Source organism: Pseudomonas sp. WSY_20, from assembly GCF_043104335.1.
Lineage (GTDB): Bacteria > Pseudomonadota > Gammaproteobacteria > Pseudomonadales > Pseudomonadaceae > Aquipseudomonas > Aquipseudomonas parafulva_B.
In genome coordinates this window covers 117,809-131,808 of the sequence record NZ_JBICKP010000060.1, presented here as the reverse complement: position 1 = coordinate 131,808, position 14,000 = coordinate 117,809, and the positions used below count along the sequence as shown (strand labels likewise).

Below are 14,000 nucleotides of genomic sequence, written 5' to 3'. Positions count from 1 at the left end.
GTGCCGCGATGGGCCGCAGCGCGGCCCCGGCATTATGCGCTGCGAAGCTAAGATCCTGGGGCTACTGCGCAGGCAATTGCAGCCAGTCCAACGCTCCGGCGGAGCCGGTCGTGGGCTTGAGTAATCCAGAGTCAAATGAAAGATCGCCAGTGCTTCACAATCTCCGAGGTGGAATGGTCCGGTCAGGGCACCGGACTGGCCGCAATGGGCTGCGAAGCAGCCCTGCGTGAACAGCGTGACCGCATCAGCGGCCTTGTCGGTTGCTACTGGTCTTACAGCCCATCGAGCAGGTCGGACATGTCGTCGGCGTGCTCTTCTTCCTGCGCCAGAATGTCTTCGAAAATGCGGCGGGTGGTCGGGTCCTTGTCGCCGATGTACTGGATGATCTCGCGGTAGCTGTCGATGGCGATACGCTCGGCCACCAGGTCTTCCAGGACCATTTCCTTGAGGGTTGCACCTGCCACGTACTGGGCGTGGGAGTTCTTGCTCAGGTTATCCGGGTTGAAGTCTGGCTCACCGCCCAGCTGCACGATACGCTCGGCCAGCTTGTCGGCGTGTTCGGATTCCTGGTTGGCATGCTCCAGGAATTCTTCGGCAGCCACGCTGGCCTTGACGCCAGAAGCCATGAAGTAGTGACGCTTGTAGCGCAGGGTGCAGACCAGTTCGGTGGCCAGCGAATCGTTGAGCAGCTTGATGATGCGCTCGCGATCGGCATTGTAGCCTTCGGTCACGGCACCGTTTTCCACATGTTCGCGCGCACGCTGGCGCAAGGTCTGAATGTCGGTCATTTCAGTCGTGTTCATGTTTCATCTCCAAAAAGCATCAGGTAGTCGTAGTCAGGTAGCGGAAGCCTTACGCGCCTTTGACGGCCTCGCGGTCTTCTTCACGTTGTTTGCAGGTCTTGAAACCCTTGGCATCCACATGGCCGGTGGCATCGAAGCGCACGTAGTACGGCTGCTGCTTGCCGTCGCGGTTGAGGATGTAGTCGTTGCAGGTACCGCCATTGGGCAGGTCGATGACGTTGGACGGGCTGCCGCCGATGGCGATGACGCGCTGCATGGTCATGCCATTTTCGACCTGCTTGACCAGGGGCTCGTTGCGGTAGGTCACATAGTCCACCGGGTTTTCCGGGCGGCTGCCGCATGCCGTCAGGGTGGCGCTGGCCAGAAGGATTGCCAGAGTCTGCTTGAACATCGTCCCGCTCCTTGCACAAAAGGGTATGTGCAGGTTTTGAACCTCACGCAGCGCCAGGAGTTCGATCGAGGTAGCCAATTGCCTGCGTGCAAAAAGGTTGTCGTGCACTTGATGACGAAACGGGCCTCGCGTCAGCGCTTGTCTACACTGCAAATGTCACCGTGCGTTGGGCGCGGGCTCAGGAGAACACGACATGAAACGGCTGCACATTCTGTTAGTGATGGTTGCGCTGTTGTTCAGCGCCCAAGGTTTCGCGGCAAATACCACCCAGCAGGAAAAGATGAAAACGTGCAATGCAGATGCCACGGCGCAATCGCTCAAGGGCGACGCCCGCAAGGCCTTCATGAGTACGTGCCTGAAGAAACAGGTGCCACAGACCCAGCAGGAGAAGATGAAGGCGTGCAATGCCGACGCCACCGCCAAGGTGCTCAAGGGTGATGAGCGCAAGGCCTTCATGAGTGAGTGCCTGAAGAAGAAATGATCGGTGCCTATGCCTGCAGGCATAACGCTGGCAGACTGCGGATCTTCTTCGTTGGCTGCCGCTGAGGCTGTATGACCTTCACCCCCCGCCAAGTCACCCTGGCCAGTTTGATTATCGTGTTCGCAGGCTTGCTGTTGGCGTTGCCGTTGAAGCTGCTGCCCAGTCTGCTGGCAGGCCTGCTGGTGTTCGAACTGGTCAACATGCTCACGCCGCGCCTGCAGCCATTGATTGCCGGGCAGCGTGCGCGCTGGCTGGCAGTGGCGCTGCTGGGCACATTGGTGGTGATCAGCCTGGCGCTGCTGATCGCCGGGGCGTTCAGCTTCTTGTTGCATGAAGCGGAAAATCCTGGCGCTTCGCTGGACAAGTTCATGGCGTTGGTTGAGCGAGCGCGCGGGCAGTTGCCGCCGTTCATCGAGGGCTATTTGCCGGCCAGTGCTGCTGAGTTCAAGGTGGCGATCGGCGACTGGATCAAGAGCCATCTCAGTGATTTGCAACTGGTGGGCAAGGGCATGGCCCACATGTTCGTGACCTTGCTGATCGGCATGATCCTGGGGGCTATCGTCGCCCTGCAGCGCATACCCGACATCTCCCGGCGCAAACCTCTGGCAGCCGCCCTGTTCGAGCGCCTGAGCCTGCTGGTACAGGCGTTTCGCAACATCGTTTTCGCCCAGATCAAGATTTCCCTGCTCAACACCGCCTTCACTGGCATCTTTCTGGCCGTGGTGTTGCCGTTGTTCGGCGTGCACCTGCCGCTGACCAAGACCTTGATCGTGCTGACGTTCCTGTTGGGTCTGCTACCGGTCATCGGCAACCTCATGTCCAACACGCTGATCACCATCGTCGGGTTGTCATTGTCGGTGTGGGTGGCGGCGGCGGCGTTGGTCTACCTGATCGTGATCCACAAGGTGGAGTACTTCCTCAACGCCAAGATCGTCGGTGGTCAGATCAGGGCCAAGGCCTGGGAACTGCTGTTGGCCATGCTGGTGTTCGAAGCGGCGTTCGGCCTGCCGGGGGTGGTGGCAGGGCCGGTCTATTACGCTTATCTCAAGAGCGAGCTGCGCAGGATGGAGCTGGTTTGAAGGCGGCCACGGCGGGCCTGCTCAGGACATAACAAGGCCGGCGCAGGCTTGGTCAGGCGGTTACAGCCAGCGCTACCGTCAACGAGGGGCGACACAGGCGCCCCTTACCCCGTCGTTTCGTCACGCGCCATAACGCTTGCGTGCCTCAATGGCCAGCCCACTGCCGATGCTGCCAAAGATATTGCCTTCCACGTGACGGGCATTGGGCAACATCGCCGCCACACTGTTGCGCAGGGCTGGAATGCCGCTGGAGCCGCCCGTGAAGAAGACCGTGTTGACCTGGCCCTGGCTGACCCCGGCCTTGGCCAGCAAGTCCGTGACACTGGCCCGCACCCGTTCCAACAGGCTTTCGATGGCCGTCTCGAACAGGTTGCGAGACAGGTCCACGCCAAGGCCTGGTTCGATGCGGCCGAGGTCGACGTGACGACTCGGCTGCTCGGTCAATTCGATCTTGCTGGCTTCCACTTCCATGGCCAGCCAATGCCCGGCGCGCTCCTCAATGAGTTTGAACAGCCGATCAACGCCAAGGGTGTCCTCGATGTCGTAGCGCATGTTGCCCAGCGCCAACTGCGACTTCTGTGAGTACAGCGCGTTGATCGTATGCCAGGTGGCCAGGTTGAGGTGATAGCTGGTTGGCATCAAGGCACCGCTTTTCATGCGGCTGCCATATCCGAACAGCGGCATCACCCCTTGCAGGCTCAGCTGCTTGTCGAAGTCCGTACCGCCGATGTGTACGCCACCGGTTGCGAGGATGTCGCTCTGGCGCTCGGCCACCGCGTGCCGCTCCGGCGACAGGCGAATAAGGGTGAAGTCGGACGTACCGCCGCCGATGTCGACGATCAGCACCAGTTCTTCACGGCTGATGCCTGACTCGTAGTCGAACGCCGCGGCGATGGGCTCGTACTGGAACGATACGTCCTTGAAGCCGATCTTGCGTGCCACCTCGGCCAGCGTGTCCTCGGCTTCCTGGTCGGCTGCCGGGTCCTCGTCGACGAAGAATACCGGGCGGCCAAGTACCACCTGGTCGAACTCACGCCCGGCCTCAGCCTGCGCGCGGTTTTTCAGCTCACCGATGAACATCCCCAGCAGGTCCTTGAACGGCAGTGCGCTGCCCAGCACGCTGGTGTCGTGCTTGATCAGCTTGGACCCGAGCAGGCTCTTGAGCGATCGCATCAAGCGCCCTTCGTAACCTTCGAGGTATTCGTGCAGGGCCAGCCGGCCATAGACAGGGCGGCGCTCCTCGATGTTGAAGAACACCACCGAGGGCAAGGTGATCTTGCCGTCTTCCAGGGCAATCAGCGATTCCATGCCCGGACGGTGCCAGCCAACCGTCGAGTTGGAGGTGCCAAAGTCGATGCCAAGGGCGCGGGCCGGGGATACGTCGGACATGGGAAAAGGCTTCCGGAGGCAAAACGGCCGCGCAGTGTATGCCAGCTGGCGACAGAATCAAGACCGGTCGTCTGCCATGGAGCAACCCCAAGCGGGCCTTGAAAGGCTATGCTTGATCCCTATCTTCTCCAGCAACACGCACATTCACACTGGTGATCCCTAGATGGACTTCAAAGACTACTACAAGATACTTGGCGTAGAGCCCACGGCGGACGATAAGGCGATCAAGGCCGCGTACCGCAAGCTGGCCCGCAAGTATCACCCTGATGTCAGCAAAGAGCGCGACGCCGAAGACAAATTCAAGGAAGCCAACGAGGCCTACGAAGTGCTGGGCGACGCGCAGAAACGCGCCGAATTCGATGAAATCCGCAAGTACGGCGGCCAGCATGGCAGGCCGTTCCAGGCACCGCCGGGCTGGGAAAGCCGAGGCGGGGCCGGGGGTGGTTTCGAGAGTGGCGATTTTTCGGACTTTTTCAGCTCGATGTTCGGCGGTCGTGGAGGCAACCCGTTCGGGGGTGCCCGTCAACAACAGCGCAGTGCCGGCAGGCGAGGGCAGGACGTGGAGCTTGAACTGGCGGTATTTCTGGAAGAAACCCTGAGCAAAGAGTCCAAGCAGATCAGCTTCCAGGTACCGCAAACCAATGCCATGGGCCAGCGCACCGGGTTCACCACCAAGACCCTGAACGTGAAGATCCCGGCCGGCGTGACCGATGGCGAGCGCATTCGCCTCAAGGGCCAGGGTGCCCCGGGAATCGGTGGCGGTGCCAATGGCGATTTGTTCCTGACCATCCGCATGGCCCCGCACCCGCTGTTCGACGTCGAAGGGCACGACCTGATCATCACCGTGCCGCTGGCACCCTGGGAAGCGGCCCTGGGCACCAAGGTGGCGGTACCTACGCTCGAAGGCAGGATCAACCTGACCATCCGCCCCGACAGCCAGAGCGGGCAGCGCCTGCGGGTGCCAGGCAAGGGCCTGGCCGACAAGCAGGGCCAGCGCGGTAACCTCTATGCACAGCTCAAGGTCGTCATGCCGACCACCTCTGACGAATCTACCCGAGAACTGTGGGCCAAGCTTTCCGAGAAGGCCGCGTTCGACCCGAGGGCACAATGGAGTAAGTGATCATGAGCAGCACCCTGATCGTTCAACTGGACATGCATACCTTGTGTCAGGAAGCCGACCTCACGGCGGACTGTGTGATCGAGATCGTCGAGCACGGCATTGTGGAGCCAACCGGGCGCAGGCCTGAAGACTGGCTGTTCGACGATCAGGCACCGCTGCTGGCAAGGCGCGCGGCCAAGCTGCACCAGGAGCTGGAACTGGAATGGGAAGGCGTGGCGCTGGCCCTGGAATTGCTCCAGGAGGTGCAGCAGCTACGCAACGAGAACAGCATGCTGCGCCAGCGCCTGGGCAGGTTCACGCAGATGTGAGTGTCATCAGGCGCGGGCAAGGCTGGAACGCTGGCCAGTGCAGCCTTGTGTCACCCGGCAAGGCTGCGTGAGGACTGCCTGGGCCCGGTGTCATGGCTGGTCTGGATCGGCCCCTGGGCTCAGCACCCGCTGCATGAAGGTCAGGTCCAGCCAGCGCCCGAATTTCACGCCCACCTGCGGCATCTGCCCGGTAACCACGAAACCCAGGCGCTCGTGCAGGTGCACAGACGCTGCGTTGCCGCTTTCGATGGCCGCGACCATGACGTGCTTGCCGCAGCCTTGGGCGCGCTCGATCAACGCAATCATCAGCGCCGGCCCAAGCCCTTTGCCGCGCTGATCGCTGCGCACATATACCGAATGCTCGACCGTGTGGCGAAACCCCTCGAACGGGCGCCAGTCCCCGAAGGAGGCGTAGCCCAGCACGTCGGCGCCGTCCACGGCCACCAGTATCGGGTAACCCTGTTGCGCACGGGTGTCGAACCAAGCCTGGCGGTTGGCCAGGTCCACCGGTGTCTCGTTCCAGATGGCCGTGGTGTTGCGCACGGCATCGTTGTAGATGTCGAGGATGGCCGGTAGGTCGGCAGGCAGGGCGTCGCGGATTTCGTGACTCATGGCAGCGTCTCGCTAGGTCGAAGCGTGCAGGTTAAATGGTTACCAGCCCGCGTACACCTTCGGCCTGCATGTTTTCGCCCCGGCCACGCTGCACGATCTGGCCACGGGCCATGACCAGGTAGTGATCAGCCAAAGCCTCGGCAAAATCGTAGAACTGCTCGACCAGCAGGATGGCCATGTCGCCGCGCTGCGCCAGCCGCTGGATGACCGCGCCTATTTCCTTGATCACCGAAGGCTGGATACCCTCGGTGGGCTCATCGAGAATCAGCAGGCGCGGACGACTGGCCAGTGCCCGGCCGATGGCCAGCTGCTGTTGCTGCCCCCCGGACAAATCCCCGCCACGGCGTTGCTTCATCTGCTCGAGCACAGGGAACAACTCGTAGATGAAGGCAGGCACTTCACGCGCCTCGCGCCCCGGAAAGCGTGACAGGCCCATCAGCAGGTTTTCCTCGACGCTCAGGCGCGGGAAAATTTCGCGGCCCTGTGGCACGTACGCAATGCCGGCCTGCACCCGGTGGTGCGGCTTGAGTGCGGTGATGGGCTTGCCTTCCCATTCCACGCTGCCTTCGCGCACGGGCACCAGGCCCATCAGGCAACGCAGCAACGTGGTCTTGCCCACGCCGTTGCGGCCCAGCAGGCAGGTGACCTCGCCCAGCCTGGCTTCGAAGGAAAGGCCGCGCAGAATATGGCTGCCGCCGTAGTACTGGTGCAGCGTATCGATCTTGAGCATGCAAGGCTCCTGAAGTAACGGGTTGGGCGTCCCCGGCAGCTCACCGGTGTACGCGAGAAGACGTGCGCCTGTTCAACGACCGAGGTACACCTCGACCACACGATCATCGGCCTGCACCTGCTCAAGCGATCCCTCAGCCAGCACCGAGCCCTGGTGCAGCACCGTCACATGGTCGGCGATGCTGCCCACGAACCCCATGTCATGCTCGACCACCATCAGCGAGTGTTTGCCTGCAAGGCCCTTGAACAGCTCGGCGGTAAAGGCGGTTTCGGCGTCGGTCATGCCGGCCACGGGTTCGTCGAGCAACAGCAGTTGAGGTTCCTGGACCAGCAGCATGGCAATTTCCAGAAACTGCTTCTGGCCGTGGGACAGCAGCCCGGCCTGACGTGAGGCCAGCCCGTTCAGGCGCACGGTGGTCAGGACTTCGTCGATCCTGTCGCGTTGCTCGCCGCTCAGGCGCGACCTCAGGCTCGCCCACACCGACTTGTCGGTCTTGAGCGCCAGCTCGAGGTTTTCATACAGGCTCAACGCCTCGAACACCGTGGGTTTCTGGAACTTGCGACCGATGCCAGCCTGGGCAATCTGGTATTCGCTCATGCGCGTCAGGTCGAGCGTGTCGCCAAAGTAGGCACTGCCTGCGCTGGGCCGTGTCTTGCCGGTGATCACGTCCATCATCGTGGTCTTGCCCGCACCGTTCGGGCCGATGATGCAGCGCAGCTCGCCCACGCCGATATACAGCGTCAGCGCATTGAGTGCCTTGAACCCATCGAAGCTGACGCTTACCTCTTCAAGGCTCAGCACGGTGCCATGCCGCGCGTCCAGGCCTGGTACGCGGGCATGGCCCAGGCCTATGGCGTCGCGGCCGATACCCTGCGGGTCGAAGGCAGGTTCGAGCATGAACTCCGGGTGTACCGGGGGCAGGCCTCTCATGACTGGCTCCTTTTGTTCCACAGGCCGACCAGGCCCTTGGGCAAGTACAGGGTCACAAGGATGAACAGCGCGCCGAGGAAAAACAGCCAGAATTCCGGGAAAGCCACCGTGAACCAGCTCTTCATGCCGTTGACCAGCCCCGCGCCCAGCAGCGGGCCGATCAGGGTACCGCGCCCGCCCAGTGCCACCCAGACAGCAGCCTCGATGGAGTTGGTGGGCGACATTTCGCTGGGGTTGATGATGCCGACCTGAGGCACGTACAGCGCGCCTGCCAGGCCGCACAGCATGGCGCTGAGCACCCATACCAGCAGCTTGAAGCCACGCGGATCGTAGCCGCAGAACATCAACCGGTTCTCGGCATCGCGAACGGCCGTCAACAGGCGCCCGAACTTGCTGCGCGTCAACCGCCAGCACAGGTACAGGCTGGCGACCAGCAGCGCGACGGTGAGCAGGAACAGTACGGCGCGGGTCCCGGGTGCGGCGATGTCGAAGCCCAGCAGGGTGCGAAAGCTGGTGAAGCCGTTGTTCCCGCCAAAACCGGTCTCGTTGCGAAAGAACAGCAACATCCCGGCAAAGGTCAGGGCCTGGGTCATGATCGAGAAGTACACACCCTTGATCCGCGAGCGGAAGGCAAACCAGCCGAATACCAGGGCCAGCATGCCAGGCGCCAGAACCGCCAGGCACAGGGCCCAGGCAAAGTGTTGGGTGCCGGCCCAGTACCAGGGCAGCTCGCTCCAGGACAGGAACGTCATGAAGCCTGGCAGCCCCTCCCCGGCGGCCTGGCGCATCAGGTACATGCCCATGGCGTAGCCGCCCAGGGCGAAGAACAGACCATGGCCGAGCGACAGCAGCCCCGCATAGCCCCAGACCAGGTCAAGGGCCAGGGCCACGATGGCATAGCAGAGGATCTTGCCCACCAGCGTGAGCACATAGGCCGACACATGCAGGGCGTGGTCGGCGGGCAGCAGCGACAACAGCGGCAAGGCGAGCAGCAGCGCCAGGGCGGCGATACCCAGCGCCAGCGATAGGCGAGGGCCGGCTTTGTGCGCAGCGGTGACAAGCAGTGGCTGGTTCATCAGTCGATCACCCGTCCCTTGAGGGCAAACAGGCCTTGCGGGCGCTTCTGGATGAACAGGATGACCAGCGCAAGGATGAGGATCTTGCCGAGCACCGCACCGATCTGCGGCTCCAGCAGTTTGTTGGCGATGCCCAGCCCGAACGCCGCCCAGAGGCTTCCGGCCAGTTGGCCGACACCCCCGAGCACCACCACCAGGAATGAATCGATGATGTAGCTTTGCCCCAGGTCCGGCCCGACGTTGCCGACCTGGCTCAAGGCCACGCCGCCCAGGCCGGCGATGCCCGAACCCAGGCCGAAGGCGAGCATGTCCACACGTCCGGTGGACACGCCGCAGCACGCCGCCATGTTGCGGTTCTGGGTTACGGCGCGCACGTTCAGGCCCAGGCGCGTGCGGTTGAGCAGCAGCCAGGTCAGCAGCACCACGGCCAGCGCGAACGCGATGATCACCAGGCGGTTGTAAGGCAGGATCAGGTTGGGCAGAACCTGGATGCCACCTGACAACCAGGCCGGGTTGCTGACCTCGACGTTCTGTGCGCCGAACAGCAAACGCACGGCCTGGATCAGAATCAGGCTGATGCCCCAGGTGGCCAGCAGGGTTTCCAGAGGGCGGCCGTACAGGTGGCGGATCACCGTACGTTCCAGCGCCATGCCGACACCGGCACTGACGGCGAACGCCACGGGCAGGGCGATCAGTGGGTAGAACTCCAGGGCACCCGGTGCGTAGCGCTGCACCACTACCTGCACCATGTAGGTGCTGTAGGCGCCGAGCATCAGCATCTCGCCATGCGCCATGTTGATCACACCCAGAAGTCCGAACGTGATCGCCAGCCCCAGCGCCGCCAATAGCAGGATCGACCCCAGCGACAGGCCACTGAAGGCCTGGCCCAGTACTTCACCGACCAGCAGCTTGCGCTTGACCTGGGTCAGGCTGGTTTCGGCGGCGGTACGCACCGTGGGGTCCGTTTCCATCTCGGGTTGCAACAGCGCCTCAAGGCGCGTACGGGCCGTTGGGTCACCGGTTTCCCCTAACAGGCGTACGGCCGCCAGGCGCACCGAAGGGTCGCTGGCGCCGAGCTGCAGGTTGGCCAATGCCAGGCCCAAGGCTGCCCGCACGGTCGCATCCGGTTCGCTGGCGTAGCGCCGGTCGAGCAAGGCGACCTGGGCCGGTTGTGCGCTCTTTTGCAACTGCCTGGCGGCGGCTAGCCGGGTGGCGCTGTCGTCACTGAGTAACCGGTGGCTGGCCAGGGCATTGTCGATCAGCCCGCGCAGGCGGTTGTTCAGGCGCACCTTGCGGCTGTCGTCCTTGGCGATTCGGCCGGCCTGCAGGTTTTCCAGCAGTGCCAGTCGGCCTGGCTCGGGTTGGGCGGCCCAGGTATCGAGTAGGCGCGCCTGCTCGGCGGGCTTGGCGGCGAAGAAAAACTCGCCTTCGCTGGCGTCTACTGCCATGGGCAACAGCAGTAGCAGGGTAAGCAGGAATCTGAGCATGAGGCTCTCCTGTGAATCAGCGCTTACGCGCAGGCGTACCCGAACACCGGGCCGCCCACGGGCGGGCTGCAGCGCAGCCCAGGGCCTCAGTTGCCTTTCACGGCGTAATCAGGGCGCTTGTCATTGCCTGGGATGAAGGGGCTCCAGGGTTGCGCCCGCAGCGGTTGCTCGGTTTCCCACACCACGCTGAACTGCCCATCGTCCTGGATCTCGCCGATCATCACTGGCTTGTGCAGGTGGTGATTGGTCTTGTCCATGGTCAGGGTGTAGCCCGAAGGGGCCTTGAAGGTCTGCCCGGCCAGCGCTTCGCGCACCTTGTCCACATCGGTGGATTTGGCTTTTTCCGCCGCCTGCGCCCACATGTGAATGCCCACATAGGTGGCTTCCATTGGATCGTTAGTCACCGCCTTGTCGGCGCCAGGCAGGCCTTTGGCCTTGGCATAGGCCTTCCAATCAGCGACGAACTTCTGGTTGACCGGGTTATCCACCGACTCGAAGTAGTTCCAGGCGGCCAGATGGCCCACCAACGGCTTGGTGTCGATACCCCGCAGCTCCTCTTCGCCCACCGAGAACGCCACGACCGGCACATCGGTCGCTTTCAAGCCCTGGTTGGCCAGCTCTTTGTAGAAGGGCACGTTGGAGTCGCCGTTGACCGTGGAAATTACCGCCGTCTTCGCCCCGGCCGAGAACTTCTTGATGTTGGCGACGATGGTCTGGTAGTCGGCGTGGCCGAACGGCGTGTAGACCTCCTCGATGTCCTTGTCGGCCACGCCCTTGCTGTGCAGGAACGCGCGCAGAATCTTGTTGGTGGTGCGCGGGTAGACGTAGTCGGTGCCCAGCAGGAAGAAGCGCTTGGCGCCGCCGCCGTCCTCGCTCATCAGGTATTCCACCGCCGGAATCGCTTGCTGGTTGGGCGCAGCGCCGGTGTAGAAGACGTTCGGCGACATCTCTTCGCCTTCGTATTGCACCGGGTAGAACAGCAGACCATTGAGCTCCTCGAAGACCGGCAATACCGATTTGCGCGACACCGACGTCCAGCAACCGAACACCACCGCGACCTTGTCCTGGGTCAGCAACTGGCGGCTTTTTTCGGCGAACAGCGGCCAGTTGGACGCCGGGTCCACCACCACCGGCTCCAGCATCTTGCCATTGACCCCACCTTTGGCGTTGATTTCATCGATGGTCATCAAGGCCATGTCCTTGAGCGACGTCTCGGAAATGGCCATGGTCCCGGACAGCGAATGCAGGATGCCGACCTTGATGGTCTCGGCTGCCTGGAGGCTCCAGCTAAGGCCCATCGCCGCCATCGAGGCGCTGAGGGTGAAGGCCTTGATCAGACTGCGTCGCTTCATGTGCTCTCTCCGCTGAGTTGTTGTGGTGTGGGCAGAAGGGCGATTGCAAAGGCTGTGCCGTGGTGCGCAAGGCTGCGGTCTAGAAGGGTTGTGCTTCTATGCGGGGCTTGGATAGGGGCCAGGTTGGTGCTTGCGCGACTGGCCTGCACAGGTTTGGGTCCAGGGCGGTGAACAGCTTTGACACATAAGCAGTACTTGAGTACCGTTCGGCACCGCAGTAGATTCTGCGACCGGGATTGGCGTCCCGTTATACAGAGAGATCGAGCATTGACGCTCCTTGCGACTTTGCTCTGCATGGCTGCACCCGTCATGGGCGGAGCCGTGTGTGGGAGCCTTCGGGCTCACCGGTTCTCTCTGCCGGCACGCCAACCCGCACGGCTCCGTCCACCCATATTGGCGTATGGGCTCGGAGCGTCATAAGGAGAGAGCTGCAAGGAGATGCACCATGCTCAAGAAGATCGTTCCAGATCCACCCCGCACATCTCGTTCCGTGACCGCCAGTGCCGATTTCGGCACCTGCAATCAGGCTCATGATCAATACTGTCGGTTCAGGCTGGAGTCGATAGCGAGGATGCACTTGTGTGCGCCGTTGCCGCGCTGAAAGCGGCTTATGAAACCAATGCCGCAGCACTGGAAAGGGTGGGAGAGCCGCTTCGTAGTTTACTGACCGCGACGGAAAACTCGCTAAAGAAAGGTTTGGCCCTGGCCGAGGCAGTGCTCAAGGGGATGGAGCAAGGCTGAAGCGGCCTGGCTGTTGTGCGCCCATTCGCCAGTTCTGCCTGAGAATGGGCTGCACAGTTTCCTGATCAGTTGCCCGACGACCCACGTACGGCAGTACGCGGCTGGCGCCGGCTCCGCACGAACTGGTAGGTCACCGCCAGGATCACAAACCAGATCGGCGTCACCACCAGCGCCGAGCGGGTGTCGGCCTCCAAGCTCAGAAGCACAAGGATACCGGCGAAGAACGCCAGGCACACGTAGCACATCAAACGCCCGCCAGGCATCTTGTAGATCGACTGCTCGTGCAACGCCGCGCGCTGCTTGCGGTAGCTCAGGTACGACAGCAGGATCAACGTCCAGACGAACATGAACAGCACCGCCGATACCGTGGTGACCAGGGTGAAGGCTTCGATCACGTTCGGGACCAGGTAGATCAGCACCGCGCCGAGCAGCAGGCATAGGCAGGAGAAGTACAGGCCGTTGGCCGGCACAGCGCGGCGGGACAACTTCTCGAACGCTTTCGGTGCATCGCCTTCCTGGGCCAGGCCGAACAGCATGCGGCTGGTGGAGAACACCCCGCTGTTGGCAGACGAGGCCGCCGAGGTGAGCACCACGAAATTGATGATGCTCGCCGCCGCTGGCAGGCCAGCCAGTACGAACAGCTCAACGAACGGGCTTTTGCCCGGGACCACGTCGCGCCATGGAGTCACGGCCATGATCGCGATCAGTGCCAGTACATAGAACACGATGATGCGGATCGGGATCGAGTTGATCGCCCTGGGCAGCGTGCGCTCCGGGTTTTTGGCTTCGGCTGCCGTGGTGCCGACCAGCTCTATACCCACGAAGGCGAAGACCGCGATCTGGAACCCGGCGAAAAAGCCCATCATGCCGTGGGGGAACATGCCGCCGTCATTCCACAGGTTGGCCAGTTGAGCCGTGCGTCCGCTGGGGGAGGTAAAGCCGGTGATGACCATGTACAGGCCGGTGGCCACCAGGCCCAGGATGGCAATGATCTTGATCAGGGCAAACCAGAACTCCATTTCGCCGAACAGCTTGACCGTGACCAGGTTCAGCGACAGCAGCACGGCCACGCAGGTGAGCGCCGGTATCCACTGAGGCAGGTCGGGAAACCAGAACTGGGTATAAGCCGCAATGGCTACCACGTCGGCGATGCCGGTGACCACCCAGCAGAACCAGTAGGTCCAGCCGGTGAAGTAGCCCGCCCAGGGGCCGAGCAGGTCGGCCGAGAAGTCGATGAACGACTTGTAGTTCAGATTCGACAGCAGCAGTTCGCCCATTGCGCGCATGACGAAGAACAGCATGAAGCCGATGATCATGTAGACGAAGATGATCGAAGGCCCAGCCAGGCTGATGGTCTTGCCCGAGCCCATGAACAGACCGGTGCCGATGGCACCGCCAATGGCGATGAGCTGGATGTGTCGGTTGGTGAGGTTGCGTTGCAGGTGTTGGTCATCGGGTGGAGTCGGCGCAGTTTGCGTCATAGGCTGCATTCCCTTGTAGA

Annotated in this window: 15 protein-coding genes; 5 read left to right on the top strand and 10 right to left on the bottom strand. The window is 62.4% G+C overall.

Annotated elements, in window-relative coordinates:
- Positions 1 to 272: 272 nt before the first annotated feature.
- Positions 273 to 803: a bacterioferritin gene (locus ACF8E5_RS15140; protein ID WP_023534650.1), complete on the bottom strand. Its 531-nt coding sequence runs from the start codon at positions 801 to 803 to the stop codon at positions 273 to 275.
- Between the two features lie 49 nt (positions 804 to 852).
- Positions 853 to 1,194 carry an osmotically-inducible lipoprotein OsmE gene (gene osmE / locus ACF8E5_RS15135; RefSeq protein WP_058638237.1) on the bottom strand — a complete coding sequence of 114 codons (342 nt, stop codon included), beginning with the start codon at positions 1,192 to 1,194 and terminating at the stop codon, positions 853 to 855.
- A gap of 193 nt (positions 1,195 to 1,387) precedes the next feature.
- Here osmE and ACF8E5_RS15130 point away from each other — a divergent pair, with 193 nt between their 5' ends.
- Together ACF8E5_RS15130 and ACF8E5_RS15125 are read left to right on the top strand one after the other, a co-directional pair.
- A complete protein-coding gene (locus tag ACF8E5_RS15130; protein WP_392475472.1) occupies positions 1,388 to 1,675 on the top strand; it encodes a PsiF family protein in 288 nt (95 codons plus the stop codon).
- Positions 1,676 to 1,746: 71 nt separating this feature from the next.
- Complete coding sequence (locus tag ACF8E5_RS15125) at positions 1,747 to 2,754, top strand: AI-2E family transporter (RefSeq protein ID WP_023534518.1); 1,008 nt, start codon at positions 1,747 to 1,749, stop codon at positions 2,752 to 2,754.
- A 120-nt stretch (positions 2,755 to 2,874) separates the two neighbouring features.
- Here the strand turns inward: ACF8E5_RS15125 and ACF8E5_RS15120 are convergent, their stop codons facing one another.
- Positions 2,875 to 4,143 (bottom strand): Hsp70 family protein, encoded by a 1,269-nt coding sequence (locus tag ACF8E5_RS15120; protein ID WP_058638235.1) that lies wholly within the window; start codon positions 4,141 to 4,143, stop codon positions 2,875 to 2,877.
- Between the two features lie 163 nt (positions 4,144 to 4,306).
- Between ACF8E5_RS15120 and cbpA the strand changes: the two genes are divergently transcribed.
- Positions 4,307 to 5,263: a curved DNA-binding protein gene (gene cbpA, locus ACF8E5_RS15115; protein WP_058603497.1), complete on the top strand. Its 957-nt coding sequence runs from the start codon at positions 4,307 to 4,309 to the stop codon at positions 5,261 to 5,263.
- 2 nt (positions 5,264 to 5,265) lie between these two features.
- Positions 5,266 to 5,571, top strand: a complete 306-nt coding sequence (locus ACF8E5_RS15110) for a chaperone modulator CbpM (protein WP_023534557.1) — start codon at positions 5,266 to 5,268, stop codon at positions 5,569 to 5,571.
- Positions 5,572 to 5,661: 90 nt separating this feature from the next.
- On the opposite strand, the gene ACF8E5_RS15105 is transcribed toward ACF8E5_RS15110, so the two are convergent.
- The 6 genes from ACF8E5_RS15105 to urtA form a co-directional block, all read right to left on the bottom strand.
- Positions 5,662 to 6,183, bottom strand: a complete 522-nt coding sequence (locus tag ACF8E5_RS15105; protein WP_058638234.1) for a GNAT family N-acetyltransferase — start codon at positions 6,181 to 6,183, stop codon at positions 5,662 to 5,664.
- A 31-nt stretch (positions 6,184 to 6,214) separates the two neighbouring features.
- The gene (gene urtE / locus ACF8E5_RS15100) at positions 6,215 to 6,913 is read right to left on the bottom strand and encodes an urea ABC transporter ATP-binding subunit UrtE (protein ID WP_027915298.1); all 699 of its coding nucleotides are present in this window, start codon (positions 6,911 to 6,913) and stop codon (positions 6,215 to 6,217) included.
- A 72-nt stretch (positions 6,914 to 6,985) separates the two neighbouring features.
- Positions 6,986 to 7,843, bottom strand: a complete 858-nt coding sequence (gene urtD, locus ACF8E5_RS15095; RefSeq protein ID WP_028687177.1) for an urea ABC transporter ATP-binding protein UrtD — start codon at positions 7,841 to 7,843, stop codon at positions 6,986 to 6,988.
- On the bottom strand, positions 7,840 to 8,919 hold the full coding sequence (urtC, locus tag ACF8E5_RS15090; RefSeq protein WP_058638233.1) for an urea ABC transporter permease subunit UrtC: 1,080 nt from the start codon (positions 8,917 to 8,919) through the stop codon (positions 7,840 to 7,842). Before urtC ends, urtD begins: the two co-directional genes overlap by 4 nt.
- Entirely contained in the window at positions 8,919 to 10,406 is a 1,488-nt protein-coding gene (gene urtB / locus ACF8E5_RS15085) for an urea ABC transporter permease subunit UrtB (RefSeq protein ID WP_058638232.1), read from the bottom strand. Before urtB ends, urtC begins: the two co-directional genes overlap by 1 nt.
- 86 nt (positions 10,407 to 10,492) lie before the next feature.
- On the bottom strand, positions 10,493 to 11,758 hold the full coding sequence (urtA, locus tag ACF8E5_RS15080; protein ID WP_027915294.1) for an urea ABC transporter substrate-binding protein: 1,266 nt from the start codon (positions 11,756 to 11,758) through the stop codon (positions 10,493 to 10,495).
- 579 nt (positions 11,759 to 12,337) lie between these two features.
- Here urtA and ACF8E5_RS15075 point away from each other — a divergent pair.
- Complete coding sequence (locus ACF8E5_RS15075; RefSeq protein ID WP_230376768.1) at positions 12,338 to 12,499, top strand: hypothetical protein; 162 nt, start codon at positions 12,338 to 12,340, stop codon at positions 12,497 to 12,499.
- A gap of 65 nt (positions 12,500 to 12,564) precedes the next feature.
- Here the strand turns inward: ACF8E5_RS15075 and cycA are convergent, their stop codons facing one another.
- Complete coding sequence (cycA, locus tag ACF8E5_RS15070) at positions 12,565 to 13,980, bottom strand: D-serine/D-alanine/glycine transporter (protein WP_058638231.1); 1,416 nt, start codon at positions 13,978 to 13,980, stop codon at positions 12,565 to 12,567.
- Between the last annotated feature and the right edge of the window lie 20 nt (positions 13,981 to 14,000).

Coding starts and splice junctions, on each gene's coding strand:
- ACF8E5_RS15125 (WP_023534518.1), top strand. CDS start 1,747: ATGACCTTCACCCCCCGCCAAGTCACCCTGGCCAGTTTGATTATCGTG.
- urtA (WP_027915294.1), bottom strand. CDS start 11,758: ATGAAGCGACGCAGTCTGATCAAGGCCTTCACCCTCAGCGCCTCGATG.
- ACF8E5_RS15140 (WP_023534650.1), bottom strand. CDS start 803: ATGAACACGACTGAAATGACCGACATTCAGACCTTGCGCCAGCGTGCG.
- cbpA (WP_058603497.1), top strand. CDS start 4,307: ATGGACTTCAAAGACTACTACAAGATACTTGGCGTAGAGCCCACGGCG.
- cycA (WP_058638231.1), bottom strand. CDS start 13,980: ATGACGCAAACTGCGCCGACTCCACCCGATGACCAACACCTGCAACGC.
- ACF8E5_RS15120 (WP_058638235.1), bottom strand. CDS start 4,143: ATGTCCGACGTATCCCCGGCCCGCGCCCTTGGCATCGACTTTGGCACC.
- urtE (WP_027915298.1), bottom strand. CDS start 6,913: ATGCTCAAGATCGATACGCTGCACCAGTACTACGGCGGCAGCCATATT.
- urtD (WP_028687177.1), bottom strand. CDS start 7,843: ATGAGAGGCCTGCCCCCGGTACACCCGGAGTTCATGCTCGAACCTGCC.
- ACF8E5_RS15105 (WP_058638234.1), bottom strand. CDS start 6,183: ATGAGTCACGAAATCCGCGACGCCCTGCCTGCCGACCTACCGGCCATC.
- urtC (WP_058638233.1), bottom strand. CDS start 8,919: ATGAACCAGCCACTGCTTGTCACCGCTGCGCACAAAGCCGGCCCTCGC.
- ACF8E5_RS15110 (WP_023534557.1), top strand. CDS start 5,266: ATGAGCAGCACCCTGATCGTTCAACTGGACATGCATACCTTGTGTCAG.
- ACF8E5_RS15130 (WP_392475472.1), top strand. CDS start 1,388: ATGAAACGGCTGCACATTCTGTTAGTGATGGTTGCGCTGTTGTTCAGC.
- osmE (WP_058638237.1), bottom strand. CDS start 1,194: ATGTTCAAGCAGACTCTGGCAATCCTTCTGGCCAGCGCCACCCTGACG.
- urtB (WP_058638232.1), bottom strand. CDS start 10,406: ATGCTCAGATTCCTGCTTACCCTGCTACTGCTGTTGCCCATGGCAGTA.